Raw genomic sequence first — 16957 nt, 5'->3', positions numbered from 1 at the left:
GCCCGGCTCCCCGGCGCACCCCGTGGGCGATGGCGGCCTACGCTGGCCCGTATGCCCACCCTGATCCTCGTACGCCACGGACGTTCCACCGCCAACACGGCCGGGGTGCTCGCGGGCCGCACCCCCGGTGTCGGGCTCGACGAGCGCGGGGCCGCGCAGGCCGCGGCACTGCCCGGACGGCTGGCCGCGCTGCCCCTGGCCGCCGCCGTCAGCAGCCCCCTGCAACGGTGCCGGGAGACCCTGCGGCCGCTGCTCGACGCCCGCCCCGAGCTGGAGCCGCACACGGAGGAGCGGATCAACGAGTGCGACTACGGCGACTGGTCGGGGCGCAAGCTCGCCGAGCTCGCCGACGAACCGCTGATGAACGTCGTGCAGCAGCACCCCTCCGCCGCGGCCTTCCCCGGCGGCGAGTCCATGCGCGCCATGCAGGCGCGCGCGGTCGACGCCGTCCGGGACTGGAACGCCCGGATCACGGCCGGGCACGGCGAGGACGCCGCCTACGTGATGTGCTCGCACGGCGACATCATCAAGGCGATCGTCGCCGACGCGCTCGGTCTGCACCTCGACCTCTTCCAGCGCATCCACGCCGACCCCTGCTCGGTCACCGCGATCCGCTACACCGGGCTGCGCCCCTTCCTGCTGCGGCTCGGCGACACCGGCGACCTCGCCCCGCTGGCACCGCGCGAGCGCGGCGACGCGACGGACCCGGACCGGCGCCCGGACGCGGACGCGGCGGTCGGGGGCGGCGCTGGGGCGCCGTGATCGCTCCGCGCAGTAGGGTGGACGCGCCGTGGGCGCCGTTTCCCGGGAGTCTCCCCGGCCGGCCCCGGCCGCCCCAACCACCGTCGATCTTCAAGGGAGACAGGACGTGTCCCGTCAGGTGTTCCTCTACGACCCCCCGGACCGTTTCGTGGCCGGCACGGTCGGGTTGCCTGGACGCCGTACGTTCTTCCTGCAGGCATCCTCAGGCGGACGTGTCACCAGCGTGGCTCTGGAGAAGACCCAGGTCGCCGCGCTGGCCGAGCGGATCGACGAGCTGCTCGACGAGGTGGTGCGGCGGACCGGCGGCAACTCCCCGGTGCCCGCCGTGGCCCCCATGGACGTCACCGACACGGCCCCCCTGGACGTTCCCGTCGAGGAGGAGTTCAGGGTCGGCACGATGGCCCTCGCCTGGGACGGCGAGGAACAGCGCATGATCGTCGAGGCCCAGGCGCTGGTCGAGCTGGACGTGGACTCCGACGAGGACCTCGCGGAGGCCGAGGAACGGCTGCTGCAGGACGAGGAGAACGGCCCGCCGATGCTCCGGGTCCGCCTCAGCGGCGCACAGGCCCGGGCCTTCGCCAAGCGCGCCCTGGACGTCGTGAACGCCGGGCGCCCGCCGTGCCCGCTGTGCAGCCTGCCGCTCGATCCGGAAGGACACGTATGCCCGCGCCAGAACGGATACCGTCGCGGAGCCTGACCGGCGTCGACACCGGTACCGGCACCCGCGCCGGTACCGACGCCGACCGGCTCGCCCTGCTCGCCGAGGGCGGGCTCACCGTCCTCGGGCAGGTCCGCGGCGCATCCAACGCGGTGCTGTACTGCACGGTCGCGCGCGACGGCGAGGAGGCGACCTGCGTCTACAAGCCGGTGGCCGGTGAACAGCCCCTGTGGGACTTCCCGGACGGCACGCTGGCCCGGCGCGAGGTGGCCGCGTACGAACTCTCCGAGGCGACCGGCTGGGGCCTCGTACCGCCCACCGTGCTGCGGGACGGGCCGTACGGCGAGGGCATGTGCCAGCTGTGGATCGACGCCGTGCCGCAGGGCGACGAGGACGGGGAGGCGGCCGAACCCCCGCTGCTCGCGCTCGTCGAGGACGAGGAGCCCGGCGAGGGCTGGAAGGCCGTCGTCCGCGCCGAGGTCGGCGGGGGCAGGACGGCCCTGCTGGTCCACGCGGACGACCCGCGGCTGCGGAGGCTGGCCGTGCTCGACGCCGTCATCAACAACGGGGACCGCAAGGGCGGCCACCTGCTGCCCGCGCCCGACGGCCGGCTCTACGGCATCGACCACGGGGTGACCTTCAACGCCGACGACAAGCTGCGCACCCTGCTCTGGGGCTGGGCGGGGGAGCCGCTGACGGCCGAGGCCGTCGAGGTCCTCGACCGGCTGGGGACGGAGCTCGCGCCGGGAACCCCGCTCGTCACCCGGCTGGCCGAGCTGATCACCGCGGCCGAGATCGAGGCGCTGCGGGGACGGGTCGCGGGGCTGCGGACGTCGGGGCGGCACCCGGAGCCGAGCGGTGAGTGGCCGTCGATCCCCTGGCCGCCGGTGTGAGAAAACCGGCCGGAGGGGCGGCGAGGGGGCCGGGAAGGAAGCCCGGCCGGTACGCCGCAGCAGACCGGGCCGCACCGCGCAAGAGTGCCTCTTCGGTCAGGATCCGGTATCCGGTTCGTATCCGGAACATGCATCCGGTTACGCTCGTGCCATGCATGCCTGGCCCGCTTCTGAGGTCCCCGCCCTGCCCGGCAAGGGCCGCGACCTTCGGATCCACGACACCGCGACCGGCGGACGGATCACCCTCGACCCCGGTCCCGTCGCCCGTATCTACGTCTGCGGCATCACGCCGTACGACGCGACCCACATGGGTCACGCGGCGACCTACAACGCGTTCGACCTCGTCCAGCGCGTGTGGCTCGACACCAAGCGGCAGGTTCACTACGTCCAGAACGTGACGGACGTGGACGACCCGCTCCTGGAACGGGCCGTGCGCGACGGTCAGGACTGGACCGAGCTCGCGGAGCGCGAGACGGCGCTGTTCCGCGAGGACATGACCGCACTGCGCATGCTCCCGCCGAAGCACTACATCGGCGCCGTCGAGGCGATACCCGGCATCGTTCCGCTCGTCGAACGGCTCCGAGACGCGGGGGCCGCCTACGAGCTCGACGGCGACGTGTACTTCTCCGTCGAGGCCGACCCGCGCTTCGGCGAGGTCTCCAACCTCGACGCCGAGGCGATGCGGCTGCTGTCCGCGGAGCGCGGCGGCGACCCGGAGCGCCCCGGCAAGAAGAACCCGCTCGACCCGATGCTCTGGATGGCCGCCCGCGAGGGCGAGCCGAGCTGGGACGGCGCCTCGCTCGGCCCCGGGCGGCCCGGCTGGCACATCGAGTGCGTCGCCATCGCGCTGGACCACCTCGGCATGGGCTTCGACGTCCAGGGCGGCGGGTCCGACCTCGTCTTCCCGCACCACGAGATGGGTGCCTCGCACGCCCAGGTGCTGACCGGCGAGCACCCCTTCGCGCGGGCGTACGTGCACGCCGGCATGGTCGCCCTGGACGGCGAGAAGATGTCCAAGTCCCGGGGCAACCTGGTCTTCGTCTCGAAGCTGCGTCGCGACGGCGTGGACCCGGCGGCGATCCGCCTGGCGCTGCTCGCGCACCACTACCGGTCCGACTGGGAGTGGACCGACCAGGTGCTCGCCGACGCGGTCGAGCGGCTCGCGCGGTGGCGCTCCGCGGTCTCCCGGCCCGACGGACCGTCCGCCGATGCCCTGGTCGAGGAGATCCGCGAGGCCCTCGCCGACGACCTGGACGCGCCGGCCGCCCTGGCCGCCGTGGACCGCTGGGCCGCGCGGCAGGCCGCGGAGGGCGGCAGCGACGAGGGCGCCCCCGGCGTCGTCTCGCGGGCCGTCGACGCGCTGCTGGGCGTCGCCCTGTAACACCCCCGCGCGGCGCCGCCGCGCCGCTTCCCGCCGGACGATTCGGCCGAACCGGCCCCGGACTTCTCGACGAAGTTCGGGGCCGGTTCCGTTTTGTCCATGGTCAAGTGCTCGTTACTGCGCTAAAAGCGCTCTATGCAATCATCAATGCGCATCAGAGTGGCGGCAGTTGCAGCCTTGCTGGGATTGGTGGCCGTCTTCACGGGCCCCGGTGCCCCGGAGGCGGGAGCCGCCGAACCGGACACCACGGTCGGCGACCTGACCGGGTTCTCCGCCGACGGAGCCGTCTACCGGCTGGAGGCCGGGGACGCCGAGGCCCGCGTCAGCTTCGTCTCCGCCGAGACCTTCCGCATCGAACTCGCCCCGGACGGGGCCTTCTCGGACCCGACCGGCGACGACATCGTCCTGCCGCAGGGCGCCCCGCCCCGCACCCGCTGGAAGGAGCGCGCCGACCACTACGAGCTCTCCACCGACGACGTCACCCTGCGCGCCTACAAGTCGCCCCTGCGCTTCGCGCTGTACCGCGCCGACGGCACCCGCCTGTGGTCCGAGTCCAAGGGACTGAGCTGGAACGGCGAGCGGACCGTCCAGACCCTCGACCGGGGCGCGGACGAGCAGTTCTACGGCGCCGGCATGCAGAACGGCCGGGGCAACACCTCGCACCGCGGCAAGACCGTCGAGGTCGGCGTCGACTACAACTGGAACGATGGCGGCCACCCCAACTCGGTGCCGTTCTACCTCTCCTCGGCCGGCTACGGCGTCTTCCGCAACACCTACGCGCCGAACACCTATGCCTTCAGCGACCCGGTGACCACCAGCGCGCAGGAGAAGCGCTTCGACGCGTACTACTTCGCGGGCGACGACGCCAAGGACGTCATCGGCCAGTACACGAAGCTCACCGGCAAACCGTTCCTGCCGCCCGTGTACGGGCTGGAGATCGGCGACGCCGACTGCTACCTGCACAACGCCAACCGCGGCGAGCGCCGCACCCTGGACGCGCTGAAGGTCGCCGACGGCTACGTCGAGCACGACATGCCCAACGGCTGGATGCTCGTCAACGACGGCTACGGCTGCGGCTACGAGGACCTCGGCGAGACCGCGAAGGGCCTCCAGGACCGCGGCATGCAGCTCGGCCTGTGGACCGAGGACGGCATCGACAAGATCGCCGACCAGGTCGGGGCGGGCCAGCGGGTCGCCAAGCTGGACGTCGCCTGGGTCGGCGAGGGCTACAAGTTCGCCCTGGACGGCTGCAAGGACGCGTACAAGGGCATCGAGGACAACAGCGACGCCCGCGGCTTCACCTACGCCCCCGAGAGCTGGTCGGGTGCGCAGCGCTGCGGCGTCCAGTGGTCCGGGGACCAGTACGGCACCTGGGACTACATCCGCTGGCAGATCCCGACCTACGCGGGCGCCACCATGTCCGGTCTCGCCTACACCACCGGCGACGTGGACGGCATCTTCGGCGGCAGCGCCAAGACCTACACCCGTGACCTCCAGTGGAAGATGTTCCTGGGGACCACGATGACGATGGACGGCTGGGCGGCCAGCGACAAGCAGCCCTTCCGGTACGGGGAGCCGTACACCTCCATCAACCGCGACTACCTCAAGCTCAAGGAGTCGCTGCTGCCCTACCAGTACTCCTACGCGCACGAGGCGACGAAGACCGGCGTCGGCATGGTCCGTCCGCTCGTCCTGGAGTTCCCCGACGACCCGGGGGCGGCCTCGGACGCGGCGAAGTACGAGTTCATGTCCGGCGAGGACTTCCTCGTCGCACCGGTCTACCGGGACACCACCGAACGCGACGGGATCTACCTGCCGAAGGGCACCTGGACCGACTACTGGAGCGGCCGCACGTACGAGGGGCCGACCACCGTGGACGACTACGCCGCGCCGCTGGACACCCTGCCGCTGTTCGTCAGGGGCGGCGCCGCCGTACCGATGTGGCCGGGCATCCGCTCGTACCGGGACCGCACCGCGGACTCCCCGCTCGCCTGGGACGTCTACCCGCGGGGGAAGTCCTCCTTCACGCTGTACGAGGACGACGGCGTCACCCGGCAGCACCGGGCCGGCAAGTACGCCACCCAGACCGCCGAGGTCGACGCGCCGGTCCGGGGCGCGGGCGACGTCACCGTGCGGATCGGCGCGAGCGAGGGGGAGTTCAACGGCAAGCAGACCGCCCGCCCCTACGAGTTCAGCGTGCACACCGGCTCGGAGCCGGGCGCGGTCCAGCTCCGCGGGAAGCTGCCCCGGCTGGACTCCGGGGCCGCGTACCGGGCGGCCGAGCGGGGCTGGTGGTACGACCGGGACGACCGCGGCGGCGTCGTGAAGATCAAGACCGGAAAGCTGTCCACCGGCAAGAAGTTCGCCGTGAAACTGAAGGACACCAGCGCGGTCGGCGGCCGGGACGCCGCCGCGACGGCCGCGCTCGCCGCACCGGCCGGACAGGAGGTCGGGGCCGGAGCCGAGTCCACCGTCGCCGTGGACGTCACCGCGGGCACGGCGGACGTGACGGACGCCGAGGTGACCCTGGACGTCCCCGAGGGCTGGCGGGTCGCCCGGCCCGCGACCGTGGACCGCGTCCCGGCGGGCACCACCCGACGGGTCGAGCTCTCGGTCACCCCGGCGAAGGACGCCGGGGCGGGGGAGGCGCGGATCACCGCGGTCGCCCGCTACCGGTCGGCCGGTGAGTCCCGCACCGCCGTGCAGCGGTTCGCGGCCGCGGTGATGCCGCCGCCGCCCACCGGCGGGGCGTGGGCGAGCGATCTGGTGTGGCTGAAGTCCACCAACGGCTACGGACCGGCCGAACGGGACCGCAGCAACGGCGAGTCGGGCGCGGCCGACGGGAGGACGCTGACCCTCGCGGGCAAGACCTACGAGAAGGGGATCGGTACCCACGCCGACTCCGAGATCGAGGTCTACCTCGGCGGGCGCTGCACCGCCTTCACCGCGGACGTGGGCATCGACGACGAGATCAACGGCTACGGCGAGGTGGCGTTCTCGGTCGAGGCGGACGGCAAGGTGCTGTGGACCTCGCCGAAGCTGACCGGGGCCTCGGCGACCGTACCGGTGGACGTGGGGCTCGACGGGGCGCGCCATGTGCGCCTGAAGGTCACGGACACCAACGGTTCCAAGACCGGTGACCACGGGGACTGGGCCGCGGCGCGGTTCACCTGTTCCTGACCGGGCCGGACGGTTTCCGGACCGGGCCGGACGACGAAGGGGCGCCGGACGGGATCATGTCCCGTCCGGCGCCCCACCGGTCCCGTCGGTGACCCGGCGTCAGGCGTCCGGGGACTCGGGGGAGTCCGGGGAGCCGGAGGCGTCCGGGGGCTCCGGGGTGTCCTCCGCGGAATCCCGCGGGCCCTCGGCGTCGTCGTTCGCGTCGCCGTTCCCCTCCCCGGCCGCCGGCCGGGGACGGGGACCGGTCTCGTCGCCCGTCTCGGGGCGCACCGGCTTCGGCGGACGGGTACGGCCGCCGGCCGGATCGCGCAGGTACGAGGCGTCCCCGCTCTCCGTCGCGTGCCCGCCGGGCCCGGTGTCCCTGCGGCGCAGATAGCGTTCGAACTCCCGGGCGATGGCCTCGCCGCTCGCCTCGGGCAGCTCCGCGGTGTCCCGGGCCTCCTCCAGCGTCTGCACGTACTCGGCGACCTCGCTGTCCTCGGCGGCCAGTTGGTCGACGCCCAGCTGCCAGGCGCGCGCGTCCTCGGGCAGTTCGCCCAGCGGGATGCGCAGGCCGAGCAGGTCCTCCAGGCGGTTCAGCAGCGCGAGCGTGGCCTTGGGGTTGGGCGGCTGCGACACGTAGTGCGGCACCGCCGCCCACAGGCTCACCGCGGGCACGCCCGCGTGGGTGCACGCCTCCTGGAGGATGCCGACGATGCCGGTCGGACCCTCGTACCTGGTCTCCTCCAGGTCCATGGTCCGCGCCAGGTCCGGGTCGGAGGTGACCCCGCTGACCGGCACCGGGCGGGTGTGCGGGGTGTCCCCGAGCAGCGCGCCCAGGACCACAACCATCTCCACCCCCAGTTCATGGGCGAAGCCGAGGATCTCATTGCAGAACGAGCGCCAGCGCATGGATGGTTCGATGCCGCGGACGAGGACGAGGTCGCGGGGTTTCTCCCCGCCGACGCGGACCACGGACAGCCGGGTGGTCGGCCAGGTGATCTTGCGCACCCCGCCGTCCAGCCAGACCGTCGGCCGGTTGACCTGGAAGTCGTAGTAGTCCTCGGCGTCGAGCGCCGCGAACACCTCGCCCTTCCACTCCCGTTCCAGGTGCGCGACCGCCGTGGAGGCGGCGTCACCCGCGTCGTTCCATCCCTCGAACGCGGCCACCATGACCGGGTCGATCAGCTCGGGAACCCCCTCGAGCTCGATCACCCAGGCCTCCTTCCGAAGTTCCCTTGTGTACTCATCAACCTTACGGCTTCTGGCCCCTCCCGCCGCAGTCCCCGCGCACACCCGGACCTCCCGGGCCCACCGACGATGGATCACCGATCCGATCACGGCTTCATCCTGCGAATACATCCGAGCTGTGTCCAGTGAATTTGCCGTCAAGCCTGGACGTTGGAGGCTTCTTGACGCTATACATCGGATGACCAGAACAGAGGTCCGATGTTATTCCCCTGGGGGCGCACATGAGTCAGACCGTCACGGATCTCGTGGTCCACGACATCCGTTTTCCGACCTCGGAACAACTGGACGGTTCGGACGCCATGAACCCGGATCCCGACTACTCGGCCGCCTACCTCGTGCTGCGCACCGATGGCCCCGCCGGTGCGGACGGCCCGGGCGACGACGGCGGCGCCGGCGCCGAGGGACATGGCTTCTGCTTCACCATCGGGCGCGGCAACGAGGTGATGGCCGCCGCCATCGAGACGCTGCGCCCCTACGTGGTGGGGCGTCCGGCCCCCCGTACCGCGGCCGACCTCGCCGCACTGCACCGGGAACTCACGCACGACTCCCAACTGCGGTGGCTGGGACCGGAGAAGGGCGTGATGCACATGGCGGCCGGCGCGGTCGTCAACGCCGCCTGGGACCTGGCGGCGAAGCTGGCGGGGCAGCCGGTGTGGCGGTTCCTCGCCGGGATGACGCCCGAGGAGCTCGTCTCCCTCGTGGACTTCCGCTACCTCACCGACGCCCTCACCCCCGAGGAGGCCCTGGAGATCCTGCGGGCCGCCGAACCGGGCCGGGCCGAGCGCGCCGAACGGCTGCGCGCCGAGGGGTACCCGGCGTACACCACCTCGCCCGGCTGGCTGGGCTACACCGACGACAAGCTGGTCGGCCTGGCCAAGGAGGCCGTCGCCGAAGGCTTCACCCAGATCAAGCTGAAGGTCGGCGGCAGCCTCCCCGACGACGTCCGCAGACTCGCCCTCGCCCGCGAGGCGGTCGGCCCCGACATCCGGATCGCCGTCGACGCCAACCAGCGCTGGGACGTCTCCGACGCGGTCGAGTGGATGACCGCGCTCGCACCGTACGACCCGCACTGGATCGAGGAGCCGACCAGCCCCGACGACGTCCTCGGCCACGCCGCCGTGCGGGCCGGGCAGCCGGTCAAGGTCGCCACCGGTGAACACGTCGCCAACCGGGTCGTGTTCAAGCAGCTTCTCCAGGCCGGGGCCGTCGACTTCGTCCAGATCGACGCGGCCCGGGTCGCGGGCGTCAACGAGAACCTGGCGATCCTGCTGCTCGCCGCCAAGTACGGCGTCCCGGTCTGCCCGCACGCGGGCGGCGTCGGACTCTGCGAGCTGGTGCAGCACCTGTCGATGTTCGACTACGTCGCGGTGTCCGGCAGCTGGGACGACCGGGTGATCGAGTACGTCGACCACCTCCACGAGCACTTCGCCGATCCCACCGTGATCGAGAACGGCCGCTACGTCGCCCCGGACGCCCCGGGCTTCTCCGCCCGGATGCTCCCCGGGTCGATCGCCGCACACCGCTACCCGGAGGGCCCCGTGTGGCAGGCCCGCCGCACCGCCGAGGAGGCCAACCGATGACCGGCACACGTGACTTCGAGGGAATGGGCGCACTGGTGACGGGCGGCGCCTCCGGCATCGGGGCCGCCGTCACGGCCATGCTGCTGGAACGCGGCGCACGGGTGGCCGTGCTCGACCGGGAGACCGCGGGCGCCCCCGCGGGGGCCCTGGCCGTCGAGGCGGACGTCACCGACGACGCCGCCGTGCGCGCGGCGGTCGACCGGGCCGCGGCCGAACTGGGCGTGCTGCACACCGTCGTGTCCAACGCGGGCATCGGCTCCATCGGCACGGTCGAGGACAACGACGACGAGGAGTGGGGCCGGGTCCTGGACATCAACGTCCTCGGCATGGTCCGCACCGCCCGGCACGCCCTGCCCCATCTGCGGCGCGCGGCGGCCGACCGGCCCGGCGCCGTGTCGATCACCCAGACCTGCTCCATCGCGGCGACCGCCGGGCTGCCGCAGCGCGCCCTGTACAGCGCGAGCAAGGGCGCCGTCCTCTCGCTGACCCTGGCGATGGCCGCAGACCACGTCCGCGAGGGCATCCGGGTCAACTGCGTCAACCCGGGCACCGCGGACACCCCGTGGATCGGCCGGCTGCTCGGACAGGCGGAGGACCCGGCCGCCGAACGGGCCGCGCTCGACGCCCGTCAGCCGATGGGACGACTGGTCTCCGCCGACGAGGTGGCCGCCGCGATCGTGTACCTCGCGAGCCCCGCCGCCGCCTCGGTCACCGGCACGGCGCTCGCCGTCGACGGCGGCATGCAGGGACTGCGGCTGCGCCCGGCCGGAAGCTGACCGGACCTCTCGCGGAGGAGGGGCGCCCGGCCCGGGCGCCCCTCCTCCGCCGCGTCACAGCGTCGACCGCAGCCACTGCTCCACGCTCGCCACGTGCACCGTCGCCCAGGCCCGCGCGGCCTCCGCGTCCCGGTCCCGCAGGGCCGACAGGATCGCCCGGTGCTCGTGCAGCGTGCGGCTGACCGCGTCCTCCTGGGTCAGACCGCGCCACACCCGCGCCCGGGTCGTCGGCCCGGACAGCCCGTCGAGCAGCGAGCAGAGCACCGAGTTCCCGGACGCCTTCACGATGCCGCGATGGAAGTCGAGGTCGGCGGCGACCAGTTCCTCCACCGAGGGCTGCGGGCCGAGCGCGTCCAGCTGCGCGCCGAGCGCGTCCAGCCGGGCATCGTCGATCCGGGTGGCCGCCATCGCCGTCGCGGCCGGCTCCAGGATCCTGCGGACGGCGAGGAATTCGAGCACCGTGTCGTCGCGGTGGAAGTCCACGACGAAGCTCAGCGCCTCCAGCAGCAACTGCGGATCGAGGCTGGTCACATAGGTGCCGTCACCCTGTCGCACATCGAGGATGCGGATCAGCGACAGCGCGCGCACGGCCTCGCGGAGCGAGTTGCGGGAGAGCCCGAGATCGGCCGCGAGCTCGCTCTCCTTGGGGAGCCGGTCGCCGGGCCGCAGCGCACCCGAGACGATCATTCCCTTGATCTTCTCGATCGCCTCGTCGGTGACAGCCATGACGGTCCTCCTGAGATCCGGACGGGAATCAGACATCCGATGTATCTCTTCATTATGGGGGCCGGGAGGGGCGAAGGAACCGGGACCATCGGTGCCGTCCGCGCACGGGCGGCCGTTCTGCCCGGCGCCGGGCCCGGCCGGGCACATGGACGGGGCGGCCCCCGTCATGGGAGCCGCCCCGTCCGCTTCGTACGCCGTGCTGTGCCGTGCCGTGTCGTTCCGTCAGCTCCGGTCGCCGAGCATGGTCTCGACACCGGCCCGGATCTCATCCGTCGCCAGGCCCCGGATCGTCAGCGTCGTCCGGCGGCGCAGCACGTCGTCCGCCGTCTCGGCCCACTCGTGGTCGCGGGCGTAGGCGACCTGCGCCCAGATCTCCGGCGCGTCCGGGTGGACGCGCTCGGCCAGCGCCGGGTTCTCGTTGGCCAGCCGGGCGATGTCGAAGGAGAGCGAGCCGTAGTGCGTGGCCAGGTGCCGCGCGGTGTCGGCCGCCATCCGCGGACCCGGTGTACCGCCGTCGACCAGCAGCCGGTGCGCCACCGCGTTCGGGTTGGCGATGCCCGGCAGCGGGAGCTTCTTCGGCAGGTGCGCGATCGGCTCCATGTCCTCCGCGAGCGGGCGCCCGGGGAGCGCGGCCAGCTTGTTCATCACCGTACGGCCGATGTGGCGGAACGTCGTCCACTTGCCGCCCGCGACCGACAGCATCCCGCCGCGGCCCTCCGTCACGACCGTCTCGCGCTTGGCCTTGGACGTGTCGCCGGGACCGCCGGGCAGCACCCGCAGACCGGCGAAGGAGTACGTGATCAGGTCGCGCGACAGCTGCTGGTCCCGGATGGAGAACGCCGCCTCGTCCAGGATCTGCGCGGTGTCCTTCTCGGTGACCGCGAGGTCCGCCGGGTCGCCCTCGTACACCTCGTCCGTCGTACCGAGCAGCAGCATGTCCTCCCACGGCAGGGCGAACGTGATGCGGTACTTGTCGATCGGGGTGGCGAGCGCCGCCTTCCAGGGGCGGGTGCGCTTCAGCACGAGGTGCGCGCCCTTGGACAGCCGGATGGAGGGCGCCGCGGCCGGGTCCTCCATCTTCCGCAGGTGGTCGACCCACGGCCCGGTGGCGTTCAGCACGAGACGGGCGTCGACGCCGAACTCCGTGCCGTCCAGACGGTCCTCCAGGTCGGCGCCGGTCACCCGCCCCCTGGTGAACCGCAGCCCGGTCACCGCCGCGTGGTTGAGGACGACCGCGCCCGCGTCGACGGCCGCGCGCACCGTCATCAGCGCCATCCGGGCGTCGTTCATCTGGTCGTCGCCGTAGACCGCGACGGCCTTCAGATTGTCCGTGCGCAGCTCCGGCACGTCGCGCCGGGCCCGCGCCGGGCTGATCACGTGGCCGACCCCGTCGCCGAACGCGGAGAGCGCCGAGTAGGCGAACACACCCGCGCCGAGCTTGGCCGCGCCGTGCGGGCCGCCCTTGTACACCGGCAGGTAGAAGGTGAGCGGATTGGCCAGGTGCGGGGCCACCTGACGGGACACCGCACGGCGCTCGAAGTGGTTCTCCGCCACCAGCTTCACGGCTCCGGTCTGCAGGTAGCGCAGACCGCCGTGGAGCAGCTTGGAGGAGGCGGAGGAGGTGGCGCCGGCGAAGTCGCCGGCGTCCACCAGAGCCACCCGCAGCCCGGACTGCGCGGCGTGCCAGGCGGTGGAGATGCCCAGGATGCCGCCACCGATCACCAGGAGGTCGTACGCAGCCCTGGACAGCTGCTCCCGGGTCTCGGCGCGGCTCGGGAGGGAGCCGGAGGCCGGGTGTGTCCCGAGGGACGGGACGCTCTGCAGGGTGGTCATGTCGATTACTCCTCGTCTTCGAGCCAGCCCATGGTCCGCTCGACGGCCTTGAGCCAGCTCTTGTACTCGCGGTCGCGGGTGTCCGCGTCCATGCGGGGTGTCCACTCGGCGGCCCGGCGCCAGTTGGCGCGCAGCGCGTCGGTGTCCGGCCAGAAGCCGACGGCGAGACCGGCGGCATAGGCGGCGCCGAGGCAGGTCGTCTCGGCGACCATGGGCCGCACCACGGGCGCGTCCAGGAAGTCGGCGAGCGTCTGCATCAGCAAGTTGTTGGAGGTCATGCCGCCGTCGACCTTCAGGGCGGCCAGCTCGACGCCGGAGTCCTTGGTCATGGCGTCGGTGATCTCGCGGGTCTGCCAGGCGGTGGCCTCCAGGACGGCCCGGGCGATGTGCGCCTTGGTGACGTACCTGGTCAGACCGGCGATGACACCGCGGGCGTCGGAGCGCCAGTACGGGGCGAACAGACCGGAGAAGGCGGGCACGAAGTACGCGCCGCCGTTGTCCTCGACCGAGGAGGCCAGGGTCTCGATCTCGGCCGCGGACTTGATCAGCCCCATCTGGTCGCGCATCCACTGCACCAGCGAACCGGTGACGGCGATGGAGCCCTCCAGGGCGTAGACCGGCTTCTGGTCGCCGATCCGGTACCCGACGGTCGTCAGCAGCCCGTTGTACGAGTTGACGGGCGTCTCACCGGTGTTCATCAGCATGAAGGTGCCGGTGCCGTACGTGGACTTGGCCTCGCCCTCGGAGAAGCAGGTCTGGCCGAAGAGGGCCGCCTGCTGGTCGCCGAGCGCGGACGCCACGGGCACCCCGTCGAGCACGCCGCCCTTGGCGTTCCCGTACACCTCGGAGGAGGAACGGATCTCGGGGAGCACCGCGGCCGGGATGTCCATCGAGTGGAGGATCCGCTCGTCCCACTTCATCTCGTGCAGGTTCATCAGGAGCGTGCGCGAGGCGTTGGTGACGTCGGTGACGTGGACGCCGCCCTCGGTGCCGCCGGTCAGGTTCCAGATGACCCAGGAGTCCATGGTGCCGAAGAGGATCTCGCCGCGCTCGGCGCGCTCGCGCAGCCCCTCGACGTTGTCGAGCAGCCAGCGGACCTTCGGGCCGGCGAAGTACGAGGCGAGCGGCAGACCGGTCTCGCGGCGGAACCGGTCCTGGCCGACGTTGCGGCCGAGCTCCTTGCAGAGGGAGTCGGTCCGGGTGTCCTGCCAGACGAGGGCGTTGTGGACCGGCTCACCGGTGTTCTTGTCCCAGAGCAGCGTGGTCTCGCGCTGGTTGGTGATGCCGATCGCCTTCACGTCGGCGGCCGTGATGCCCGCCTTGACGATGGCGCCGGCCACGACCTCCTGGACGTTCTCCCAGATCTCGGTCGCGTCGTGCTCGACCCAGCCCGGCTTCGGGAAGATCTGTTCGTGCTCCTTCTGGTCGACGGAGACGATCCGGCCGTCCTTGTCGAAGACGATGCAGCGGCTGGAGGTGGTGCCCTGGTCGATGGCCGCGATGAACGGGCCGGTGGTGTGTGCGTCGGTCACGATGTGCTCCCGGAAGTCTGTGTGGTCTTGGGGCGACGGCTCTGGGCGCCGCGGCTCAGGCGAAGGCGACGTTGTAGAGCCCGCCCGCGATCGCGCCGCCGATCAGCGGTCCGGCGATCGGCACCCAGGCATAGCCCCAGTCGGAACCGCCCTTGTTCGGCAGCGGCAGCAGCGCGTGCACGATACGCGGACCGAGGTCGCGGACCGGGTTGATCGCGTACCCCGTCGGGCCGCCGAGCGAGAGGCCGATGCCCACCACGAGCAACGAGGTGATCAGGGCGCCGAGCGTGCCGAGGCCGTCGCCGTCATTGTTGAGGCCCTGGGTGAGGATCGCCAGGACCAGCACGACGGTGGCGATGATCTCGGTGACCAGGTTCTGCGCGGCGTTCCGGATCTCGGGACCGGTGGAGAAGATGCCCAGAACCGGGCCCGCGGCCGGGGCGGCGGCCTTGTCGACCATGCCGTCCTCACCCGTACGGGCGCCCACGATCTCCGGATCCGTGAGGTGCGCCCGGAACTGCCCGTAGTACGTCGCCCAGACCAGCACCGCGCCGATCATCGCGCCGAGCAGCTGGGAGGCGAGGTACAGCGGTACGTCGCCCCACTCGGTGCCGCCCTTGATCGCGAGCCCGAGGGTGACCGCCGGGTTGAGGTGCGCGCCGGAAACGCCGCCGGCCAGGTAAGCGCCGGTCAGGACCGCGAAACCCCACCCGAAGGTGATGGCCAGCCAGCCGGCGTTCCGGGCCTTGGAGTGCTTGAGAGTGACGGCGGCACAGACACCGCCGCCGAGCAGGATGAGTACGGCGGTACCTATGGTCTCGCCGATGAAGATGTCGGAGCTGGACACCCGCGACTCCTTTGTCCTTCGTCCAGGGAAGCCGAACCCCGGGTCCCTCCGGTGGTCCGCGCCCTCGTGGGAGGGCGTTTTCCGGCCCTTGGCACTGTCACACCATAACGCTTATTTCCGTTAGCTGTTCGACAATGCCGACCGGTGAACGGCAATGCTTCCCCCAGGTGAATCGGGCGTCAAGAGCTGTGTGTCCTATAACTCGATCGTTACCGGGTGAGGTGCCGCGGCCGGGCTCAGAACCGGCCGGCGCCCAGGTCCCTGGAGACCGCGCGGGCGCAGTCGCGCACCGCGGCGATCAGCTCGGGGCGCAGCTCCCCGTTCGCGCAGACCCGCTCCACCGCGCCGGTCACGGCCACCGCGCCGACCGGCATCCGCCGCCGGTCGTGGATCGGGGCGGCCACCGCGGCCACCCCCTCCCAGGTCTCCTCCACGTCGGCCGCCCAGCCCCGGGCCCGGATCAGGTCGAGCATCGCCTCGAACTCCTCCGCGTCGGTGACGGTGTGGGGGGTGAAGGACTTGCGCTCGGCCTCCAGTGCCTCGGTGTGCGCCACCGGGTCGTACGCCGAGAGCACCTTGCCCAGGGCCGTGGAGTGCAGCGGCTGCATGGCCCCGACCTCCAGGACCTGCCGGCTGTCGTCGGGACGGAAGACGTGGTGGACGATGAGGACGCCCTGCTGGTGCAGCACGCCCAGATGGGCGCTCTCGCCGCTGGAGCGGGCCAGGTCGTCCGTCCAGACGAGCGCGCGGGCCCGCAGCTCGTGGACGTCCAGATAGCTGTTGCCCAGCCGCAGCAGCTCCGCCCCCAGCTGGTAGCGGCCGGACGCGGCGTCCTGCTCGACGAAGCCCTCGTGCTGGAGCGTGCGCAGGATGCCGTGCGCGGTGCCCTTGGCCAGGCCCAGCGAAGAGGCGATGTCGGACAGTCCCAGCCGACGCTCGCCGCCTGCCAGCAGGCGCAGCATCGCCGCCGCCCGCTCCAGCGACTGGATGTTCTTGGCCATCGCGCCGTACTCCTCCACCTCGGTTCGACAATGCTGAACACTATCGGTCGATGCCGACCCATGCTCGATCGCGGAGGAAAACCGCGGCGCCACTCCGATCCGGGCATCGCCCCGCACAGCATGCCGTCCGCTCCGTGGGACGGAGTGACGACCCCGGCCGTCACCGGGCTAGGCTGGCCTGGTGCGCCTTCCACCGAAGCCGCAAAGCCGACAGCCGTCGCATCCCAGGGAGTACATCCATGGCCTCGTTGCCGACCCCTTCCGCCGACAGCAGGATCCGAGCCGGAGCGTTGCGTGAGGCGCTTGCCACCCGGGTGGTGGTGGCGGATGGTGCGATGGGCACCATGTTGCAGGCGCAGGATCCGACGCTGGAGGATTTCCAGGACCTCGAGGGCTGTAACGAGGTGCTGAACGTGACGCGGCCGGACATTGTGCGGTCGGTGCACGAGGAGTATTTCGCGGCGGGGGTGGACTGTGTCGAGACGAACACGTTCGGGGCGAATTCGTCTGCGCTGGGGGAGTACGGCATTGCCGGGCGGATTTTCGAGCTGTCCGAGG

At 71.9% G+C, this 16957-nt stretch carries 14 protein-coding genes; 8 read left to right on the top strand and 6 right to left on the bottom strand.

The genetic code is table 11. The annotated features are described in order from the left end of the window. Positions 1 to 51: 51 nt before the first annotated feature. The 5 genes from ACFYW1_RS28495 (at position 52) to ACFYW1_RS28475 (ending at position 6874) form a co-directional block, all read left to right on the top strand. Positions 52 to 762: a histidine phosphatase family protein gene (locus tag ACFYW1_RS28495; RefSeq protein WP_388999210.1), complete on the top strand. Its 711-nt coding sequence runs from the start codon at positions 52 to 54 to the stop codon at positions 760 to 762. Between the two features lie 106 nt (positions 763 to 868). Next, positions 869 to 1459, top strand: coding sequence for a DUF3090 domain-containing protein (locus ACFYW1_RS28490; protein ID WP_072484378.1), 591 nt, complete (start codon positions 869 to 871; stop codon positions 1457 to 1459). Continuing rightward, complete coding sequence (locus tag ACFYW1_RS28485) at positions 1423 to 2313, top strand: SCO1664 family protein (protein ID WP_388999206.1); 891 nt, start codon at positions 1423 to 1425, stop codon at positions 2311 to 2313. Before ACFYW1_RS28490 ends, ACFYW1_RS28485 begins: the two co-directional genes overlap by 37 nt. A 151-nt stretch (positions 2314 to 2464) precedes the next feature. After that, a complete protein-coding gene (gene mshC, locus ACFYW1_RS28480) occupies positions 2465 to 3694 on the top strand; it encodes a cysteine--1-D-myo-inosityl 2-amino-2-deoxy-alpha-D-glucopyranoside ligase (protein ID WP_388999203.1) in 1230 nt (409 codons plus the stop codon). A 135-nt stretch (positions 3695 to 3829) separates the two neighbouring features. After that, a complete protein-coding gene (locus ACFYW1_RS28475; protein ID WP_388999200.1) occupies positions 3830 to 6874 on the top strand; it encodes an NPCBM/NEW2 domain-containing protein in 3045 nt (1014 codons plus the stop codon). Positions 6875 to 6973: 99 nt separating this feature from the next. Here ACFYW1_RS28475 and ACFYW1_RS28470 read toward each other — a convergent pair whose 3' ends face one another. Continuing rightward, a complete protein-coding gene (locus tag ACFYW1_RS28470) occupies positions 6974 to 8068 on the bottom strand; it encodes a PAC2 family protein (protein ID WP_388999197.1) in 1095 nt (364 codons plus the stop codon). A 257-nt stretch (positions 8069 to 8325) separates the two neighbouring features. Between ACFYW1_RS28470 and ACFYW1_RS28465 the strand changes: the two genes are divergently transcribed. Together ACFYW1_RS28465 and ACFYW1_RS28460 are read left to right on the top strand one after the other, a co-directional pair. Further along, complete coding sequence (locus ACFYW1_RS28465; protein ID WP_388999194.1) at positions 8326 to 9684, top strand: enolase C-terminal domain-like protein; 1359 nt, start codon at positions 8326 to 8328, stop codon at positions 9682 to 9684. Next, a complete protein-coding gene (locus ACFYW1_RS28460; RefSeq protein WP_388999191.1) occupies positions 9681 to 10460 on the top strand; it encodes an SDR family NAD(P)-dependent oxidoreductase in 780 nt (259 codons plus the stop codon). The genes ACFYW1_RS28465 and ACFYW1_RS28460 overlap by 4 nt, the downstream gene beginning before the upstream one ends. 54 nt (positions 10461 to 10514) lie before the next feature. On the opposite strand, the gene ACFYW1_RS28455 is transcribed toward ACFYW1_RS28460, so the two are convergent. The 5 genes from ACFYW1_RS28455 to ACFYW1_RS28435 form a co-directional block, all read right to left on the bottom strand. Further along, positions 10515 to 11186: a FadR/GntR family transcriptional regulator gene (locus ACFYW1_RS28455; RefSeq protein WP_388999188.1), complete on the bottom strand. Its 672-nt coding sequence runs from the start codon at positions 11184 to 11186 to the stop codon at positions 10515 to 10517. A gap of 222 nt (positions 11187 to 11408) precedes the next feature. Then, positions 11409 to 13019: an FAD-dependent oxidoreductase gene (locus tag ACFYW1_RS28450; protein ID WP_388999185.1), complete on the bottom strand. Its 1611-nt coding sequence runs from the start codon at positions 13017 to 13019 to the stop codon at positions 11409 to 11411. 5 nt (positions 13020 to 13024) lie between these two features. Further along, positions 13025 to 14551, bottom strand: a complete 1527-nt coding sequence (glpK, locus tag ACFYW1_RS28445; protein WP_388999182.1) for a glycerol kinase GlpK — start codon at positions 14549 to 14551, stop codon at positions 13025 to 13027. A 55-nt stretch (positions 14552 to 14606) separates the two neighbouring features. Continuing rightward, positions 14607 to 15398: an MIP/aquaporin family protein gene (locus tag ACFYW1_RS28440; protein WP_388999179.1), complete on the bottom strand. Its 792-nt coding sequence runs from the start codon at positions 15396 to 15398 to the stop codon at positions 14607 to 14609. A 236-nt stretch (positions 15399 to 15634) separates the two neighbouring features. Next, positions 15635 to 16399: an IclR family transcriptional regulator gene (locus ACFYW1_RS28435; protein ID WP_351836066.1), complete on the bottom strand. Its 765-nt coding sequence runs from the start codon at positions 16397 to 16399 to the stop codon at positions 15635 to 15637. A gap of 239 nt (positions 16400 to 16638) precedes the next feature. Between ACFYW1_RS28435 and ACFYW1_RS28430 the strand changes: the two genes are divergently transcribed. Continuing rightward, positions 16639 to 16957 (top strand): homocysteine S-methyltransferase family protein (locus ACFYW1_RS28430; protein WP_388999176.1); only part of this gene is annotated, 319 nt, incomplete at its 3' end.

This window comes from Streptomyces sp. NPDC002669 (assembly GCF_042889165.1).
GTDB lineage: Bacteria > Actinomycetota > Actinomycetes > Streptomycetales > Streptomycetaceae > Streptomyces.
This window is presented reverse-complemented; position numbering and strand designations above follow the sequence as displayed.